This window comes from Stutzerimonas urumqiensis (assembly GCF_003640395.1).
GTDB classification, from domain to species: Bacteria; Pseudomonadota; Gammaproteobacteria; order Pseudomonadales; family Pseudomonadaceae; genus Stutzerimonas; species Stutzerimonas urumqiensis.
Map to the genome: position 1 here is coordinate 218,944 of NZ_RBZQ01000002.1, position 17,964 is coordinate 236,907.

The window sequence follows — 17,964 nt, forward strand, 5'->3', positions numbered from 1 at the left end:
GGGGCAGCCGCGCGACCGCGCCCCTAACACCAGGAGTACCTTCATGAACAGAAACGTCGCCGTGATCCTCGCCGGCAGTGGCGTCTACGACGGTTCGGAGATCTACGAAAGCGTCATCACCCTGCTGCGCCTCGACCAGCGCGGCGCCAAGGTGCAGTGCTTCGCACCCAACATTGCGCAGATGCACGTCATCAATCACCTGACCGGCGACGAGATGCCGGAAACCCGCAACGTGCTGGTCGAAGCCGCTCGCCTGGCACGCGGCAACATCAAGGATTTGCGCGAAGCCCGCGCCGAAGACTTCGATGCGCTGATCGTGCCCGGCGGGTTCGGCGCCGCGAAGAACCTCTGCAATTTCGCCGTTCGCGGCGCCCAGTGCAGCGTCGAGCCGCAGGTGCTGGAGGTCGCGCAGGCCTTCGCCAAGGCCGGCAAGCCGATCGGCCTGATGTGCATCGCACCGACGATGGCGGTGCAGATCTTCGGCCAGGGCGTGACGGTCACGCTCGGCAGCGATGACGCCGAAGCAGCCGGCGCGGTTCGCGAAATGGGCGCGACCCACGAGCCCTGCGAAGTCACCGAGATCGTCGAAGACACCACCCACAAGCTGGTGACGACACCGGCCTACATGCTCGCCCAATCGATCAGCGATGCAGCCTCCGGCATCTACAAGCTGGTCGATCGCGTCCTCGAACTGACGCACTGACCGGTCCGCAGGCCGATCAGGCCAATCATCCGGTCGCTCCGGCCAGGCCCCTGGCCGGCCGGGGCGCGTTGCGGCAGCGTGCGACTCCCCACTGGCGGAGCGACCCATGTCCCAGCACGACAACCCGCTACCTGAAGAAGAACGCCTGGCCGTGCGCCAGTTCTTCGAGCGCATCCCCTTCAATCGCTCGCTCGGCATCGAACTGGACGAAGTCTCGCGCGAGCGCGTGGTGATGCACCTGCCGATGAAACCCGAGCTGATCGGCAATTTCGTGCAGGGCATCCTGCATGGCGGCGTGATCGCTTCACTGCTGGACGTCGCCGGCGGCGCCATGGCGCTGGTCGGTGCCTTCGAGCGCCATCGACACCTGAGCACGCCGGAGCGCATGGCCAAACTCTCCCGCCTCGGCACCATCGACCTGCGAATCGACTACCTGCGACCCGGCCGCGGCGAGCGCTTCTCCGCCAGCGCGGTGCTGCTGCGCTCGGGCAACAAGGTGGCGGTGGTGCGTTCCGAATTGCACAACGAGCATCAGGTGCTGGTCGCCGCCGGTACCGGCACCTACCTCTGCGGATGAACGGTAGCCGGGCAGGCTTGGTTATGCCTGCGGCTGCCCTTAGACTGCGCGGCCGCTGGCACATCGCCAGCCAATTCCGTCTCGGCAGGATGCCTTTGCGAGTACCGCCATGCTGCTGCCGCGCTTCGTCTCCGAGCTGCCCGCCGACCAGATCGCCCTGCCCGATTGCTCCCATTCACCGGCACTGGTGCTGCTGGCCTACCTGATCGCCAGTGCCGCCGGTTACACCGCGCTGGCCCTGGCCGGTCGCGTGCAAGGCAGCAGCCGTCGCGGCCGGCGAGAACTCTGGTGCCTGATCGGCGCGCTGGCACTGGGCGGCGGCATCTGGTCGATGCATTTCATCGCGATGCTGGCCTTCCAGGCGCCGGTCGCGATCCGCTATGACCATCGTATAACCCTTCTTTCCCTGGCGATTGCGGTGTCGGTGTCCTACGTGGTCATGCGCCTGCTCGCGCGCGATCGCCTCTGCGCGTGGCAATACGCCGTCGGTGCGAGTGCGGCAGGGCTGGGCATCGCCGCCATGCACTACACCGGCATGGCGGCGATCCGCTCCGCGGCGCAGGCCTACTACGACCCGGTCGGCTTCGTGCTGTCGATCCTGATCGCCATCGGCGCCTCGCTCGCCGCCTTGCTGCTGGCCTTCCACTTTCGCGGCAAGGCCATGCGTGGCCTGCATTGGCAGCGCGTGCTCAGCAGCCTGGCGATGGGCGCGGCGATCGTTTCGATGCACTTCGTCGGCATGCAGGCGATGACGCTGAGCGTTCCGGCCGACAGCCTGGCGAGTGCTGGCGCACACCTGCTGCATGCGCAAAACGGCCCGCTGGCGCTGATGGTCGGGTTCGTTGCGCTGGCGATCATCGTGACCGGTATTGCCGCCAGTTGGGCGGAGCAGCGCTTCAGCGAGCAGCGTGCGCAGCTGGAACAGGCGCAGAACCGCCTCGCCTCCGTGATGCAGTACGACCCCCTGACCGACCTGCTCAACGGGCATGCCTTCAGCAATGCCGCCGGCGGCATCCTGTCCGGCAGCGAGGGCCGCTGCCTGGCGCTGCTCACGCTCGACCTCGATCACTTCAAGCGCATCAACGACAGCCTCGGGCACCGCGCCGGCGACGAAATACTGCGCCAGGTCGGACAGCGTATCCGCGCCATGCTCGGCTCGCAGGACATCCTGGCGCGGTTCGCCGCGGACGAATTCTGCATGCTCGTCCAGGCCGAGGACGCGCACAGGGCCGAGCGCCTCGCCGCACGGATCATCACCCAGCTGCAGCCCCCCTTCAGCGTCGGCACGGTGCAGCTTCGGCTAACCGCCAGCATCGGGCTGAGCGTGACGCCCGAAGACGGCGCTCGCTTCGACGACCTGTTCCGCAAGGCCAGCCTGGCCCTCGGTCAATGCAAGGCCAGCGGGCGCAACCGGGCGCTGCGCTTCACCGCCGAGCTGGAAACCCAGGCGCATCTCGACCTGCGGCTGGAACACGACCTGCGCCAATCGATCAAGGACGGTCAGCTGCGCGTGCATTACCAACCCATCGTCGACTGCGACAGCGGCCGCGTGATCGGGCTGGAAGCCCTGGCGCGCTGGACTCACCCGATCCACGGCCCGATAAACCCCGAACGCTTCGTCGACCTGGCGGAGCGCAACGGCTTCATCGACGAGCTCGACCTCTGGGTGACTCGCCGCGCCTGCCGCGACCTGCGCAGCCTGCGTCAGGGCGGGCACCCCGCGTTGCGCGTCGCGGTCAATTGCTCGGCGCTGAACCTGATCAATCCGGATTTCCCCGCAGCGCTGGCCGAGGCACTGGCCGACACCGGGCTCGAACCCGAGCGGCTGACCGTCGAGATCACCGAGAACGCGCTGATGAACGACCTCAACGCCGCCATCGAGGTCCTCGAAACGATCCGCCAGCTGGGCGTGAAGGTGTCGATCGACGACTTCGGCACCGGCTACTCGTCGCTCGCCTACCTGCGCCGGTTGCCGGTCGACACCCTGAAGGTCGACCGCTCGTTCGTCAGGGAGATCACCGAGCAGGCGAGCGATCGCGCCATCACCGCGGCCATCGTCGCGATGGCTCACAAGCTGCAGCTGCGAGTCGTTGCCGAAGGGGTGGAAACTGCCGCGCAGCGCGACTTCCTGTCGCTCAATGGCTGCGACATGATTCAGGGTTACCTGTACAGCCAGCCGCTTGCCCTGGCGGATCTGGAAGCCTGGCTCGCCGAGCGGGAAGACGTCAGCGCCGCAACCGTGTGAGCAGGCGATCGAGCGCGTTGGCGAATGCCTGGCGATCCCGCTCGCCGTAAGCGCCCTGACCACCGGATACCGCACCCTGCTCGCGCAGATCGGTGAACAGGTTGCGTACCGCCAGCCGCTCGCCCATGTTGCGTTCGTCGAACTCGCGCCCTCGCGGGTCGAGCGCGGCGACGCCCTTTTTCACCAGCCGATCGGCCAGCGGCACGTCGCTGCAAATCACCAGATCGCCCGGCGCGGCGTGCTCGACGAGGTAATCGTCGGCCGCGTCCGGCCCGCTCGGCACCACGACCAGCCGAACGCAGGCGAAGGCCGGCCGGGCCACCGCCTGGCCGGCGACCAGCACCACCTCGAATCCTCGCTTGAGCGCGAAGCGAACCACCTGGTCCCTGGCCATGCGCGGACAGGCATCGGCATCGATCCAGACACGCATTCGTCAGTCTCCGCTCGAAGAAGGGTCAGGACGCCGTGCGACGCACCGTCGCCAGCAGCGCCGCGGCCCCGACGAACAGCGAGGCGAAGGTGCGGTTCATCACGCGCTGCTGGCGCGGCGTACGGAGCAGCCGCAACACCTTCGCCGCCAGCCCGGTGTAGCCGGCCATGACGATCAGATCGACCACGACCATCGTCACGCCGATGACCAGGTACTGCTCCAGCAGCGGGCGTGCGGGATCGATGAATTGCGGCAGCACCGCCAGCATGAACACCACGGCCTTGGGGTTGCTGGCATTGACCAGGAACCCCCGCGCGACCAGCGACCAGGGCCTGGCGCTGCTCGCGTCCTGGCCGGCCTGGGGAAGCTCGGCCGGCCGCGCCTGCCATTGCTTGATCGCCAGCCACACCAGGTAGGCGACCCCGAACCACTTGATCAACGTGAAGGCCAGCGCTGAGGTGGCCAGCACCGCGCCGACGCCGGCCGCCACGACCGCGATCTGCAGGGCGAGCCCAAGCTGCAGGCCGATGGCGTTCCAGTAGCCGCGCCAGAAGCCGTGCTGCAAGCCGCTGGACATGGAGGCGATCGCTCCCGCACCAGGCGACAGGCTAATGACGCAAGATGCGACGAAGAAGGCGAGCCAGGTGTCCAGCGTCACGTCAGTGTCTCCAGAGCGAAGCCGGCGGCGCGAGGCCGCCGGCAACGGGCATCAGGCGTCCGGCGTCTTGCGTGCCAGCGCGCCGCGCAGCTTGATGTTGAGCGCCTCGACCGCCAACGAGAACGCCATCGCGAAGTACACGTAGCCCTTGGGTACATGCACGTCGAAGGCCTCGGCGATCAGCACGGTACCGACCACTACCAGGAACGACAGCGCCAGCATTTTCAGCGACGGATGCTTGTCGATGAACGACGAGATGGTACCGGCGGCGAGCATCATGACGCCGACCGAGATGACGATCGCGGCCACCATGACCGGCACGTTCTGCACCAGGCCGACGGCGGTGATCACCGAGTCGAGCGAGAACACGATATCGATGATCGCGATCTGGATGATGATCGACATGAAGCCGCGCGCCTTGGCGTTCGTCGCCGTGTCGCCCTGCTCCGCGCCTTCCATGCTGTGCCAGATCTCCAGCGTGCTCTTGAACAGCAGGAACAAACCGCCGAAGAACAGGATGAGGTCACGCCCGGAAATGCCCTGACCCATGACATGGAACAGGTCGTTGGTCAGCTGCATCACCCAGGTGATCGACAGCAGCAACAGGATCCGCGTACCCATCGCCAGCGCCAGGCCGAAGAACCGCGCGCGCGGCTGTTGCTCCGCGGGCAGGCGGGAGACGAGGATGGAGATGAAGATGATGTTGTCGATGCCCAGGACGATTTCCAGCGCGGTCAGCGTCAGAAAGGCGACCCAAATTTCGGGGTTGGCGAGCCATTCCATCAGTGGTTATTTCTCTTGGTTGTTGGTGGGATTGAACACGCTCAGATCGCTGCCGCGCCAACGGCGCACCGCTTTCTGGAAAAACATGCTGTTGGGGATGTGGACAAGATTGTTCGCGCCGGATTCGGCCGTTTCCTCGAGACTGGTATAGAGCAGGTTGATCGCCGCGACCCGGCCCTTGATGCCTGGCTTGTCGGTCGCATCGACGATTTCGACCACGTCGCCGATGCGAAAGGGCCCGACCGTCAGGATCATCACCGCGCAAAGCAGGTTCGACAGGACGCTCCATATCGCGAAAAAGGCGACCGCCGCCACCGCGACGAAGCCGGAAAAGGCCGTCCAGAGCACCGTTGCGGAAACGCCGAAGCGCTCCAGCACCATGATCAGCGCGCCACCGAGGATGAACCACCGAACCCCGCCACGCACCGGCAGCAGAAGCTCCGGCGGGAGCGGATAGCGTTCGGACAGGCCGGTGATGGCACGGGTGGTCAGCCGCTGCAGCACATAGGCGACCACCAGAATCAGGACGACCTGGCCGAGCAGCAGCAATTGCGCGCCCCATTCGTCGGCGAGCCTGAGCAGCGTATCGTTCATGTGGCCGCCTCCAGCTGGGCCTGCAGGTCTTCCAGGGCTTGCAGCGCCTCGAGCCAGGCTTCTTCGAGCGACGACTCCTGCACCTTCAGCGAAGCCTGCTCGGCCAGGCGCTCGCGCAGCTCATCCTTGCGCGCCGCCTCGTACAGCGACGCATCGCCCAGCTGCGCCTCGAGCGCGGCGAGCCGGGCCTGGACCTGGCCCAGTTCCTTTTCCAGCTTGTCTACTTCGCGCTTGTGCGGCGCCAATTGCTGACGCAGCGCGGCCGCCGCCTGGCGCTGGGCGCGGCGGTCGGTCTTGTCGCCCGAGGCTACGGGCGTATCGGCCGTCTGCTGACGGCTGCGGAAATCGATCAGCCAGCGCGAGTAATCCTCGAGATCGCCCTCGAACTCCACGATGCGCCCGTCGGCCACCAGCAGGAACTCGTCGGTGGTGCTCTTGAGCAGATGCCGATCGTGCGACACCACGACGACGGCGCCTTCGAACTCCTGCAACGCGAGCGTCAGGGCCAGGCGCATTTCCAGATCGAGGTGGTTGGTCGGCTCGTCCAGCAGCAGCAGGTTCGGCTTGTCCCAGGCGATCAACGCGAGCGCCAGCCGGGCCTTCTCGCCACCGGAGAAGCGCAGCACCGGTTCGTCGCAGCGCTCGCCCCGAAAATCGAACCCGCCGAGGAAATCGCGCAGCGTCTGCTCGCGTTCCTGTGGCGCAAGCCGCTGAAGGTGCAACAGCGGGCTGGCCTTCGGGTCGAGGGCATCGAGCTGATGCTGGGCGAAATAGCCGACAACCAGATTCTCGCCCCGCGTGACGCGACCGGCGAGCGGTGCCAGCTCGCCGGCCAAGGTCTTGATCAGTGTCGACTTGCCGGCGCCGTTCGGCCCGAGCAGACCGATCCGCGCGCCTGGCGCCAGTTGCAACTTGACCTTGTCGAGCACCGCCTTGTCGCCATAACCAAGCCGACCCTCGGCCATGTCCAGCAGCGGGCTGGATACCTTGTCCGCTTCGCGAAAACGGAAATCGAACGGCGAATCCACGTGCGCAGGCGCCAGCTCCTCCAGGCGCTCCAGCGCCTTGATGCGGCTCTGCGCCTGGCGTGCCTTGGTGGCCTTGGCCTTGAACCGGCGGATGAAGCTTTCCATGTGGGCGCGCTGCGCCTGTTGCTTCTCGAACGCCTGTTGCTGCTGCGCGAGCCGTTCGGCGCGGGTGCGCTCGAACGCCGAATAACCCCCGCGATACAGCGTGAGGGTCCGTTGCTCGAGATGGATCACGTGGCCGACCACCGCATCGAGGAAATCGCGGTCGTGGGAAATCAGCAGCAGCGTGCCGGGGTAGCCGGTGAGCCAGTCCTCGAGCCAGAGGATCGCATCGAGGTCCAGGTGGTTGGTCGGCTCGTCCAGCAGCAACAGGTCGGACGGGCACATCAGGGCCTGCGCGAGGTTGAGGCGCATGCGCCAGCCACCGGAAAAGTCGCCGACGCGCCGGTCCATCTGTTCGCTCGTGAAGCCCAACCCGGCCAGCAGCTTGCGCGCCCGGGCATCGGCGGTGTAGCCATCGGCGGCATCGAATTCGGCGTGCAGGCGGGCCAGTCGCGTGCCGTCGCCCTGCGCTTCGGCGTCGGCCAGCTGTGCCTGCACCTGACGCAGGTGAACGTCGCCGTCGAGCACATAGTCGACCGCCAGCCGCTCGAGGTTATCGACCTCCTGCCGCATGTGCGCGATGCGCCAGTCGGGGGGCAGGTCGCAATCGCCGCCGTCCGGGCCCAGCTCTCCGCGCAGCAGGGCGAACAGGCTGGATTTGCCGGCGCCATTGGCGCCAACCAGTCCGGCTTTCTGGCCGGGATGCAAGGTGAGTTCGGCGCCCTCGAGCAGCCGCTGGGGGCCTCGCTGAAGCGTCAGGTCGTTTAGTCGGATCATAATGGCGGCGGAGTCTATCAGTTCGGCCGAAATGGCCGCTCGGCAAAAAGGGTTACCAATGGCTTCGGACCAACTCTGGCGCTTCGCGCTCCGCTGCTACGCCCAACCCGGCGTGGAACAGGCCTGCCTGCGGCTGCAAGCCGAGGGGGCCAACGTCTGCCTGCTGCTGTGCGGCGCCTGGCTGGAGAGCCGTCAGGTGCCGGTCGATGCCGATCGACTGCATGCGCTGAACGAATGCGGCGGTCGCTGGCAGTCGGAGGTGGTCGAGCCGCTTCGGGCGCTGCGCCAGTGCTGGCGGTCAGCGGCCAGGACGGATGCCGACCTCGACACCCTGCGTGAAGGTGTCAAATCGCTGGAGCTGACGGCCGAGCGCGTGCTGCTGGAGCGACTCGAAATCCTCGCCGGTCCCTGGGCGGCACAGCCGCCAGCGGCGGGCTGGCTCGAAGCGCTCTGGCCGAGCGCCGACCCGGATCAGCTTCAGTCACTGGCGATCATCCGGGCCGGTGCGCATCAGGCTCAGCTGGCCGGCGAGGTCTGACCGTTCGCCTTGCTTGCTGCCGGCTTGCGCGGCGCCCTGCCGGCCTGCCCGGTTTTCGGTGTTGCCGGCTGTTTGGTAGCCGGCTTGGTGGCCGGCGCCTTGGTCGTCGCCGCTACTGGCGCGGGCTTGGCCGGTGCCTTGCCGACAGGCTTTGCGGGCACGTCGGTAGTCGCGCGCTTGGCGACGGGGCGGGACGCGGCCGGTGTCTTGCCAACCGGCTTGCTCGCGCCAACCGGCTTGCTCGCGGCCGGGGCCTTGGGCTGGGCGGCCGGCGATGACTTCGCCACCGCGGGCTTGCCAGTGCTCTTGCGGGCCGAAGCGGCCGGTTTCCGGGTGGCAGCGACGCTGCCCCTGTCATCGGTGTCTGCCTTGCCGGCAGCCTCGGCGACCTGGGTGATGCCGGACGCGAGACTCATTGCCCGATCCGAATCGCGGCGCAGCGTCGCGATGTAGCTGACGGTCTCTTCGCGGCGCGCGTGCAATGCGGTGAGCACCCCTTCCAGCTCGTCCACCGACGCCTGTGCTTTCGCCTGGGCCTTGGGCTTGGCGGCGGCGCCAGCTTCCTCGCGCTTGGCGTAGGCCTTGCGAAGCTTGTCCTCGGCCTTGGCGCGCTGCTTTTCGAGCTTGGCAAGGGTCGCCTCGGCATCGCTCTGCGCTTGGCGGCAGGCTTTCTCGAGGTGGTCGACGAGGCTGTGGGAGAGTTGCTGGAGCAGTTGCAGGGGGGAGCTGACGGACGTCTTTTTCGCGGGCATGAAGGTGCCTCCTGGCAGGTACCGTTCGGGCATAGTAGACGCGCCCCTGGGCGCTTGCCAGCAGACGCGGCGGGTATCGCGCGGCGCGTGGCCGCAGGTTGCCCGCCGCGCCAGGATCAGGCCGTTGCGGCGGCCTGCTGGTGCGCGTTGTGCAGCACCTCGATGAGGCAATCTTCCAATTCGAAGCGTTCCTGCAACAGCGAGCCTAGGCGCATCAGCTCTTCGAGCGCACCGGGCTGATCATGGCAATCGCCGTCGGCGCAGCGGTCGTTGAATTCGAGCGCAGCCTCGGTGATCGCCTGGATGCGGGGGTAGATCTGCCGAGCCAGTTCGATTCCGCGGGTGTCGCCGAAGGCTTCGGCTTCACGGATCAGCTGCTCGTACACCTCGAAGTGGCCCGCCGAGACATAGTCGAGCAGCAACTGGCAGAAGTGCTGGAGGGCCTCGCGCGTGGCGCCCTGCTCATGTACGCGCAGGCGATCGAAGCTGGTGATCAGTTCATGACGCTCCTGTAACCAGCGGTCGATCAGCAAGTGCACGCCGCCCCAACGTTCCTGGGCATTTCGACAGCTCTCGAGCATGGTGGCCTTCCTTCTACGGATGATTAGGCAGCCAGCGACAACTTAACGTCGCATTCGGCGAATTTGGTTGGTAGTGCCCGGCTCCTGACGATTTCCCGTCGCCGTCGCCGCAGACTAAGCCGGTCGTCTCCTGTCGATCAAGGCCGGAGCGACGACCGACCCCCGGGCGATCGCCGCGACCGTTCATCACAGACCAGCCAACCGCTGTGCTGGTTCGGCTGGCGCGGCGATTTGGCCGAACGGCGCGGGCGCAGGTTGCCGGGCCCCGCGCACGGAGCGATGGTCTGGTCGAAGAAAGGCGCCGCCGAAACCGGCGGCGGGTGCATCAAGCTTGGCGTAGCGGGACCGGGTGCGACTGCACCGGCGTCGGCGCGGAGAGCAGGCCGAAACCTTCCTGGTACAGGCGGTTGCTGCGCTCCGATTCGCCAAGCTGCGCGAGCAGCGCGGCGAGTTCGGCGCAGGTCTGCGGCTTCTGCTCGAACCGCAGGCTGGCTTCTAGGTAGTCGCGGGCCTTGCCCCAGAGCTGGTTGCGCATGCTCAGACGACCCAGCGCGAGCAGAAGTACCGGGCTCTCGGGCCGGGCCTTGAGCCAGCCCTCGGCCAGCGCGAGCTGACGTGCCGGATCGCGCCCTTCCACCACGCCGTACAGCTCGACCAGCCGCTCGTCGTACTGGCGCTTGAGTGCGGCGCTCAGCAGTTCCTCGGCGCGAGCCGATGCCCCTCGCCGATGCAGGCCCTGGGCATAGGCGGCGACGAGCGCCGGATCGTTGCGCAGACCTGACGGGGCGGCCTGCCAGCGGTCATCCAGCCGGGCGATCGGATCGGCCTCGGGCGCGACCGGCTGATCCGCGGCCTGTTCGAGCGCAGCGATCCAGGCCAGGCGTTCGAGCGCCTCCAGGCGTTCGGCCGGCAGCACGCGCTGCTTGCGCAGCTCAGGCAACAGCGCGCACAGCGCCGTCCAGTCCTCGAGCTGCACGTAGAGTTGCTGTAGCAGCGTCAGGGCATAGCCATGCCGCGGGTAGTGCTCGAGCAGGCGCAGCAGGGTCGCACGCGCCGCGTCGTACTGGTTGCGATCGATCTGCAGCTGCGCTTGTGCCAGGGCGATGACCACCGCCGACTGCGGTTCGCGCGCTTCGGCCTTGCGCAGCAGTTCGTCGCTTTCATCGTGACGGCCGAGTTCGCTCGCCGCACGCGCGGCGCCGAGGTAATGCACCAGTGGCTCGCGATCGTGTTCGGCGGCGAGGCGCAGATGATCGAGCGCGGCGCTCCATTGCCCTTCGGCCAGTTCGCGCGTGCCCAGCCGGGCGGCCCGTTCGGCGCGCTGGGCGCGGCGGCGGCGCGACCACGGGTTGATCCAGACGCCCGACGCATGCAGCCCGACCAACACCGTGCGAAGCAGCACCGCCAGGAGCCACAGGCAAAGGATGAAGGCGAGGAACACCCAGAAACTCGATTCGTAGCGGAAACGGCCGTAGGTGATCAGCACGTAGCCCGTGCTCTGCGCGATGGCCCAGCCGAGAAAGCCCAGGCCGAGAAGAATCAGGACCGAAACCAGGACCGTGCGCTTCATGTCCGCAGTCCCTCTTGCTCAGGCTGGACCACGGGCGGCGTCGGCTCGGGTTCCGGCGCCGGCGTGGCGGGCTCGGGCTCGGGCGTGGCGGGCTCGGCCGTCGGCGGCTCGACGGGTTGCGGAGCGGGTTCGCCGGTCGCCGGCGCGGCGGAAGGCGCCTCGTCGCGCGCCGCTTCCTGTTCCTCGACGTAGGCGCGCAATGCCTGCATGGCCGGCGCAAGACTCGGCAACTGCACCGCGACCTGACGCTCGCTCAGCGCGTCGATACGCTCGATCAGCGCCTGGCGAGCGGCGTTCTCCTCGCTGAAATGCGCGGTCAGGATGGCCCTGGCCTGCGCCAGCGATTGCCGATAGACCTCCTCGTTGGCATTGAGCACCGCCCACTGCGCCTGCTCGAACGCAAGCGACAACGCGAGCCGTACCTGGCCGAGCGTCTGGCCGGCGAGCAGCGGCTTGACCTCGCCAGAGGCATTGAAATCGACGCGCACGTAGCGGGTCAGCTCGTTCAGCCAGCGCTTCCAGGCGCTCTGCCCTTCGGGCTGCTCGACGCTGGCGCCGGGTTCGAATCCCGGTGCCAGCGCGCGAAGCGACGACGCCTGGCCGGTCAGCGCGCCGAGCTGGAGAAACAGCCCGGTGCGGTCGATGTCCGGCAGGCTGCGCAGGGCCTCCAGCGCATCGATCAATTCCTGCCGCGCGGCGAAGGCGCCCGGATCATCCTGCTTGCGCAGGATCAGGTCGGCTTCGCGGATCAGCGCCTTGGCGCTTTCGACGTCCTGCATGGCAGACAGGCGCAGCATGGCCATGCGCATCAGGTGTTCGGCCTCGGCCAGGCGCCACTGCTCGCGACTGGCACCGAGCACCTGCTCGACGCGGCCGCTGAGGTCCTGCATGTCGCTTTGCAGACTGCCCAGCAACCGCCGCCGCTCGTCCAGCTCGTCGGCCGAGGGCAGCTGCTCGAGTGGCGTCAGCCGGGCCGCGAGCGCCTGCTCCTGACGGGCGAGTTGCTCGGTGCGCTCGGCCGTCCCATCGAGCGCCTGCAAGCGTTGTTCGTGTTCGGCGACCCGCTGCAGCTGGACCAGGCTGTAACCGCCCGCCAGCAAGCCACCGGCGCCGATCAGCAGCGCCAGCGTCGCCAGCGCCTTGCCGCCACCGGCCGACGTGCGAGCCGACGTGCGAGCCGACGCAGAGGATGCAGGAGTACGGCCGGATGGGGTCGCGGTGGTCGCCGTTTCGGTGGTCGGGGCAGTGTCGGGCTTCTTTCCTGGTTGTTCTTCGCTCACGTTTCCATCCTTTGCTGGGGAGGCGGGCCAGACGCCGGGTCGGTCAGTTCGACCCGCGGCTACCCTCGGTCGGTTGCACGCCAGCCGGTGGCATCGTCATGGGTCGGTCGCTGCGCAACGCGGCCAGCAACGCGGCGGCGCTGGCGCCACGACAATCGACGACGTTGCAGGCGCCAAGCTCGGCCGCCATGCCCGCGACACGGGGACTGGGTACGAACAGGGTCAGTCGTTCGGCGAGCCGCGGCCAGGCATCGGCTGCCAGCCGGACCAGCGACTGCAAGCCTTGTCCACTGCTGACCACCAGCCCATTCAGGCGTTCCGCCTCGACCCGCCTGGGCAGGGCTTCGGCCGGGTAGTCGGGGCAGAAACGCCGGTACAGGGACAAGGCATCGACGTGCACGCCGCGTTCGCGCAGACGCTCGGACAGCCATTCGCGCCCGTCTTCGCCGCGCAGGATCAGCACCCGCGGCGTTGGCACCGCCAGCGCGGCCTCGAGCGTCGGCAGCGCGATCAGCGCTTCGCTGTCATCGCCCTCGGCCGGCCAGTGGGCGTCGAGGCCATAATCGGCCAGCACCGCGCCGGTGCCGGCCCCGACGCTGAACCAGCGCTGTCCGGCCGGCGGCTGCGGCCAGTAGCGATCGACCAGGGCCAGTCCCAGCCGGGCCGCTGGCTTGCTGACCACGATGACGGCCTGGTAGCGGTCCAGCTCGAGGATCGTCGCCCGTTGCTCGGGCGTTTCCGGCAGCGGCTCGATGGCCAGCAGCGGCATGCAGGCGCTGGCGATGCCTTGCTCGGCCAGCGTCGCGGCGAGCGCCTCGCACTCGCCGGCGGGGCGAGTCAGCAGCAGGCGCCAGTCTTTCACGGCGCGTCGGGCTCGCCGTAGATCGAGGCGAGAATGCCGGCCGCGCCCTGCGCCAGCAGGGCTTCGGCGACGCGCACGCCAAGGGCTTCGGCGTCGGCGGCGGGCGCCCGGTCGTCGGCGCGCAGCAGGGTCGTGCCGTCCGGCTGGCCAACCAGGCCACGCAGCCAGAGCTGGTCGCCCTCGTGCACCGCGTAGCAGGCGATCGGCACCTGGCAGCCGCCGTTGAGGTGGCGATTCAGCGCGCGTTCGGCGGCGACCCGCTGTTCGGTCAGGCGATGATGCAGCGGCCCGAGCAGGGCATGGATGTCGGCATCGGCGGTGCGGCATTCGATGCCGACCGCCCCCTGGCCGCCAGCCGGCAAGCTGTCCTCGACCGTGATGCTCGAACGGATGCGATCGGCGAAGCCCAGCCGGATCAGCCCGGCGGCGGCGAGGATGATGGCGTCGTACTCGCCGGCATCGAGCTTGGCCAACCGGGTATTCACATTGCCGCGCAGGAACTGGATCTTCAGGTCCGGTCGGCGAGCCAGCAACTGGGCCTGGCGGCGCAGGCTGGAGGTCCCGACGACGCTGCCGGGCGGTAGCGCATCGAGGCTGTCGAAGCGGTTCGAGACGAAGGCGTCGCGCGGGTCCTCGCGCTCGCAGATGCAGAACAGGCCGAGCCCCTCGGGGAACTCCATCGGCACGTCTTTCATCGAGTGCACGGCGATGTCCGCCTCGTGCTCGAGCAGCGCGGTTTCCAGCTCTTTGACGAACAGGCCCTTGCCGCCGATTTTCGCCAGCGGTGCATCCAGCAGCTTGTCGCCGCGGCTGACCATCGGCACCAGGCTGACCCGGATACCGGGATGGGCCGACTCCAGCCGCGCCTTGACGTACTCGGCTTGCCAGAGGGCGAGCGCGCTCTTGCGCGTGGCGATGCGAATCTCTCGGGGCATGGGCTGATCCAGAACCAGTGAAATGCCGGCGATGATAACAGGGCCGGCACCGCCGCTGGGTTGGCGGGAATCAATGAATGGGCGTTGCCAGCCGGACGCAGCCAGCCGGTCCAGCCCTTGATCCCGCCGCGTCCAGCGCCGACGTCCTGTGCCCGCTCAGAGACTCTGCATCAGCTTGCGTACGCCAGCGACGTGTCGGCGGCTGACGGTCAGCGCCTCGCCATTGAAGTTTTTCAGGAACAGCTGGAAATGCCCGAGCGGCGTGCGTTGCAGGCGCTCGATCCGATCGCGGGCGACCAGTGCGTTGCGGTGGATACGCACGAAACGGTCGCCGAACTCGTCCTCCAGCGCCTTGAGCGGTTCGTCCAGCAGCACCTCGCCGCCGTCGTGGCGCAGGGTCACGTATTTGTGATCGGCGATGAAGTAGATGACGTTGTCCAGCGGAATGAGCTCGATCCCTTTGCGGGTCCGTGCGCTGATGTGGCTGCGCGGACCGGCGCCGGAAATCGCCGCGGGACGGGTCAGGGCCGCCAGTTGCACGCGGTTGGGGCGCTCGGCCTTCTTCAGGGCGTCGGCCAACACCTCCTGGCGGACCGGCTTGACCAGGTAGCCGACGGCGCTGACCTGGAAGGCCTCCACCGCGAATTCGTCATGGGCCGTGCAAAAGATCACGGCTGGCGGCGCGTCGCGCTCGCAGAGCTTGGCGGCCACCTGCAGACCATCCATGCGTGGCATGCGGATATCGAGCAGGACGATATCGGGACGCAGGTCTTCGATCAGGTGCAGCGCCTCTTCGCCATTGCTGGCGGCGGGCTCCAACACACGATAGCCGTCGAGATCACCTACCAGTCGGCTCAGGCGCTCGCGGGCTAGAGGTTCGTCATCGACAATCAGAACATTCATAAAGGTCTGGCTTCCTGCTGCATGTGTCTCGCAAGTGGATAGCGTAGACAGGTGTAGTGGCGGCCATCACGGCGCTCCACGCTGAGACTCGCACGCGGACCGAAAAGTGCCGCCAGTCGCGCATCGATGTTCTGCAAGCCTTGCCGGGTGCCCTTCCAGGCCGGCGTGCGGCCGTCGTCTTCGTAGGGATTGTCGATGCACAGGTGGAAGCAGCCCGCGGCGACGTGGGCCTCGATCCTCACCGTGCCGCCTTCGACGAGCGGCTGGATGCCGTGGATGATCGCGTTCTCCAGCAGCGGCTGGAGCGTCAGGTGCGGGATGGGCAGGTCGTCCGGCACCTGCGCCACGTTCCATTCTTCCTGCAACCGATCGCCCAGCCGGTAGCGCTCGATGGACAAGTAGCGCCGCGCCAGTTCAAGCTCGTCGTGCCAGCTGGCGAGCGTACCGGGCCGCGCGAGGCTGGCACGGAACAGGTCGGACAGGTCGAGCACGGCCTGCTCGGCGCGCGGTGGGTCGATGGCGATCAGGCTGGCGATGCTGTTCAGGCTGTTGAACAGAAAGTGCGGGCGGATGCGCGCCTGCAACGACTCGATCCGTGCCCGCAGTTCGGCCTGCTCCTGACGGCGCCACTGGCTCTGCAAATAGAAATAGCGCAGCAGCAATCCCGACATGATCAGGCTGATCAGCGCGTGCCGCAGGTAGCGGTAGCTCTCGTCGGTCGGCGGCGGCGCCCCGCCGAGCTGGAAGGCATCGGCGAAGGCCGTGCAGACCAGCGTCAGGGTGACGACCAGCGCGCAGCAGGTCACGCTCGCCGCCGTCACGCCGAGGCGCGCCAGCCAGGGCCGTAGCCGGCACAGCAGGGCGGCCGAGAGCAGCACGTTCCACTGCACGAACAGCGAGGTCAGCGCCAGCCGCACCCAGTCGAAGGACGGCTGCAGCGGCTCGGCCAGCACCAGCACCATCACCAGCAGCTCGGCCAGCAGCACCAGCGCGAGCAGCGCCTCGGGCTCGCACAGCTCGGGAACGAAGAAGTCGTCGGGCGGGGTCGGCGTGTGCCAGGTCAGCTTGGGTTTGGGTATTCGCATGAGGTGAGTGTGCGCACGGATCGCAGGAATGCAACGGGCGTGCAGTCTAGCCCCCGGTGTGCCGGGCTGCCGTGCACTGCGAGCATCCCGGCTGCACGGGCAAGCCTGCTATCATCCGCGCTCTTTTTCAGCTTCGATTTGCAGCGAGCGCATACATGAGCACCGACAAGACCAACCAGTCCTGGGGCGGCCGTTTCAGCGAGCCCGTCGACGCCTTCGTCGCCCGATTCACCGCCTCCGTCGAGTTCGACAAGCGCCTCTACCGCCACGACATCATGGGCTCGATCGCCCACGCGACGATGCTGGAAAAGGCCGGCGTGCTGAGCGCCGACGAGCGCGACGCGATCATCGCCAACCTGAAGGACATCCAGGGCGAGATCGAGGCCGGCAAATTCGACTGGCGCGTCGACCTGGAAGACGTGCACATGAACATCGAGGCGCGCCTGACCGACCGCATCGGCGTCACCGGCAAGAAGCTGCACACCGGCCGTTCGCGCAACGACCAGGTGGCCACCGACATCCGCCTGTGGCTGCGCGACGAGATCGACGTGATCCTCGCCGAGATTACCCGCCTGCAGCAGGGCCTGCTGGGCCTCGCCGAAGCGGAAGCCGACACGGTCATGCCCGGCTTCACCCACCTGCAGACCGCCCAGCCGGTGACCTTCGGCCATCACCTCTTGGCCTGGTTCGAGATGCTCAGCCGTGATTACGAGCGCCTGATCGACTGCCGCAAGCGCACCAACCGCATGCCGCTGGGCTCGGCGGCGCTGGCCGGCACGACCTACCCGATCCAGCGCGAGATCACCTGCGAGCTGCTGGGCTTCGAGGCGATTTCCGGCAACTCGCTGGATGGCGTGTCGGATCGCGACTTCGCCATCGAATTCTGCGCCGCCGCCTCGGTGGCGATGATGCACCTGTCGCGCTTCTCCGAAGAGCTGGTGCTATGGACGTCGGCGCAGTTCCAGTTCATCGACCTGCCCGACCGTTTCTGCACCGGCAGCTCGATCATGCCGCAGAAGAAGAACCCCGACGTGCCGGAGCTGGTGCGTGGCAAGACCGGCCGCGTCTTCGGCGCCCTCACCGGCCTGCTCGCCCTGATGAAGGGCCAGCCGCTGGCGTACAACAAGGACAACCAGGAAGACAAAGAGCCGCTGTTCGACGCCGCCGACACCCTGCGCGACTCGCTGCGCGCCTTCGCCGACATGGTCCCGGCGATCAGGCCCAAGCGGAAAATCATGCGCGAGGCAGCGCTGCGCGGCTTCTCCACCGCCACCGATCTGGCCGACTACCTGGTGCGCAAGGGCCTGCCCTTCCGCGATTGCCACGAGATCGTCGGCCACGCCGTGAAATACGGCGTGCAGACCGGCAAGGACCTGGCCGAAATGAGCCTCGACGAGCTGCGCCAGTTCAGCGACCAGATCGGCGAGGACGTCTTCGCCGTGCTGACCCTGGAAGGCTCGGTGAACGCCCGCGACCACATCGGCGGCACCGCGCCGAATCAGGTTCGCGCGGCGGTACAACGCGGTCGGGCGCTGCTCGCCAGCCGCTGATTCACGCCTCG

General features: G+C 67.7%; 18 protein-coding genes. 5 read left to right on the top strand and 13 right to left on the bottom strand.

The annotated features are described in order from the left end of the window. Positions 1-43: 43 nt before the first annotated feature. From elbB to D7325_RS04400, 3 genes are all read left to right on the top strand, one after another. Positions 44-703 (top strand): isoprenoid biosynthesis glyoxalase ElbB, encoded by a 660-nt coding sequence (gene elbB, locus D7325_RS04390; protein ID WP_120994317.1) that lies wholly within the window; start codon positions 44-46, stop codon positions 701-703. 106 nt (positions 704-809) lie between these two features. After that, a complete protein-coding gene (locus tag D7325_RS04395; protein WP_120994318.1) occupies positions 810-1,280 on the top strand; it encodes a thioesterase family protein in 471 nt (156 codons plus the stop codon). 109 nt (positions 1,281-1,389) lie between these two features. After that, positions 1,390-3,525 carry a putative bifunctional diguanylate cyclase/phosphodiesterase gene (locus D7325_RS04400; protein ID WP_425452252.1) on the top strand — a complete coding sequence of 712 codons (2,136 nt, stop codon included), beginning with the start codon at positions 1,390-1,392 and terminating at the stop codon, positions 3,523-3,525. On the opposite strand, the gene D7325_RS04405 is transcribed toward D7325_RS04400, so the two are convergent. Genes D7325_RS04405 through D7325_RS04425 form a run of 5 tightly spaced genes read right to left on the bottom strand, consistent with a single transcriptional unit; the run spans position 3,506 to position 7,897 of the window. After that, on the bottom strand, positions 3,506-3,955 hold the full coding sequence (locus D7325_RS04405) for a YaiI/YqxD family protein (RefSeq protein WP_120994319.1): 450 nt from the start codon (positions 3,953-3,955) through the stop codon (positions 3,506-3,508). The two genes, D7325_RS04400 and D7325_RS04405, sit on opposite strands and share 20 nt — an antisense overlap. 25 nt (positions 3,956-3,980) lie before the next feature. Continuing rightward, positions 3,981-4,613: a homoserine/homoserine lactone efflux protein gene (gene rhtB / locus D7325_RS04410; RefSeq protein ID WP_120994320.1), complete on the bottom strand. Its 633-nt coding sequence runs from the start codon at positions 4,611-4,613 to the stop codon at positions 3,981-3,983. Between the two features lie 51 nt (positions 4,614-4,664). Continuing rightward, entirely contained in the window at positions 4,665-5,396 is a 732-nt protein-coding gene (locus D7325_RS04415) for a TerC family protein (RefSeq protein ID WP_120994321.1), read from the bottom strand. A gap of 6 nt (positions 5,397-5,402) precedes the next feature. After that, positions 5,403-5,990, bottom strand: coding sequence for a mechanosensitive ion channel family protein (locus D7325_RS04420; RefSeq protein ID WP_120994322.1), 588 nt, complete (start codon positions 5,988-5,990; stop codon positions 5,403-5,405). Then, the gene (locus D7325_RS04425; RefSeq protein ID WP_120994323.1) at positions 5,987-7,897 is read right to left on the bottom strand and encodes an ATP-binding cassette domain-containing protein; all 1,911 of its coding nucleotides are present in this window, start codon (positions 7,895-7,897) and stop codon (positions 5,987-5,989) included. Before D7325_RS04425 ends, D7325_RS04420 begins: the two co-directional genes overlap by 4 nt. A gap of 58 nt (positions 7,898-7,955) precedes the next feature. On the opposite strand from D7325_RS04425, the gene D7325_RS04430 reads away from it, so the two are divergent. Further along, positions 7,956-8,435, top strand: a complete 480-nt coding sequence (locus D7325_RS04430) for a TIGR02444 family protein (protein WP_120994324.1) — start codon at positions 7,956-7,958, stop codon at positions 8,433-8,435. Here D7325_RS04430 and D7325_RS04435 read toward each other — a convergent pair. The 8 genes from D7325_RS04435 to D7325_RS04470 form a co-directional block, all read right to left on the bottom strand. After that, positions 8,414-9,187 carry an AlgP family protein gene (locus D7325_RS04435; protein ID WP_120994325.1) on the bottom strand — a complete coding sequence of 258 codons (774 nt, stop codon included), beginning with the start codon at positions 9,185-9,187 and terminating at the stop codon, positions 8,414-8,416. The genes D7325_RS04430 and D7325_RS04435 overlap by 22 nt on opposite strands. Before the next feature lie 116 nt (positions 9,188-9,303). Then, complete coding sequence (rsd, locus tag D7325_RS04440) at positions 9,304-9,768, bottom strand: sigma D regulator (RefSeq protein WP_120994326.1); 465 nt, start codon at positions 9,766-9,768, stop codon at positions 9,304-9,306. A gap of 325 nt (positions 9,769-10,093) precedes the next feature. Then, the gene (locus tag D7325_RS04445) at positions 10,094-11,338 is read right to left on the bottom strand and encodes a heme biosynthesis HemY N-terminal domain-containing protein (protein WP_120994327.1); all 1,245 of its coding nucleotides are present in this window, start codon (positions 11,336-11,338) and stop codon (positions 10,094-10,096) included. Beyond that, positions 11,335-12,618 carry a uroporphyrinogen-III C-methyltransferase gene (locus tag D7325_RS04450; RefSeq protein WP_120994328.1) on the bottom strand — a complete coding sequence of 428 codons (1,284 nt, stop codon included), beginning with the start codon at positions 12,616-12,618 and terminating at the stop codon, positions 11,335-11,337. The genes D7325_RS04445 and D7325_RS04450 overlap by 4 nt, the downstream gene beginning before the upstream one ends. 43 nt (positions 12,619-12,661) lie before the next feature. Continuing rightward, positions 12,662-13,480 carry a uroporphyrinogen-III synthase gene (locus D7325_RS04455; RefSeq protein WP_120994329.1) on the bottom strand — a complete coding sequence of 273 codons (819 nt, stop codon included), beginning with the start codon at positions 13,478-13,480 and terminating at the stop codon, positions 12,662-12,664. Beyond that, on the bottom strand, positions 13,477-14,415 hold the full coding sequence (hemC, locus tag D7325_RS04460; protein ID WP_120994330.1) for a hydroxymethylbilane synthase: 939 nt from the start codon (positions 14,413-14,415) through the stop codon (positions 13,477-13,479). The genes D7325_RS04455 and hemC overlap by 4 nt, the downstream gene beginning before the upstream one ends. 156 nt (positions 14,416-14,571) lie before the next feature. Further along, positions 14,572-15,318, bottom strand: a complete 747-nt coding sequence (locus tag D7325_RS04465) for a LytR/AlgR family response regulator transcription factor (RefSeq protein ID WP_120994331.1) — start codon at positions 15,316-15,318, stop codon at positions 14,572-14,574. Further along, complete coding sequence (locus D7325_RS04470; RefSeq protein ID WP_245962009.1) at positions 15,315-16,403, bottom strand: sensor histidine kinase; 1,089 nt, start codon at positions 16,401-16,403, stop codon at positions 15,315-15,317. The genes D7325_RS04465 and D7325_RS04470 overlap by 4 nt, the downstream gene beginning before the upstream one ends. A gap of 155 nt (positions 16,404-16,558) precedes the next feature. Between D7325_RS04470 and argH the strand changes: the two genes are divergently transcribed. Beyond that, positions 16,559-17,953, top strand: coding sequence for an argininosuccinate lyase (gene argH / locus D7325_RS04475; protein WP_120994332.1), 1,395 nt, complete (start codon positions 16,559-16,561; stop codon positions 17,951-17,953). The last annotated feature ends 11 nt before the right edge of the window (positions 17,954-17,964 follow it).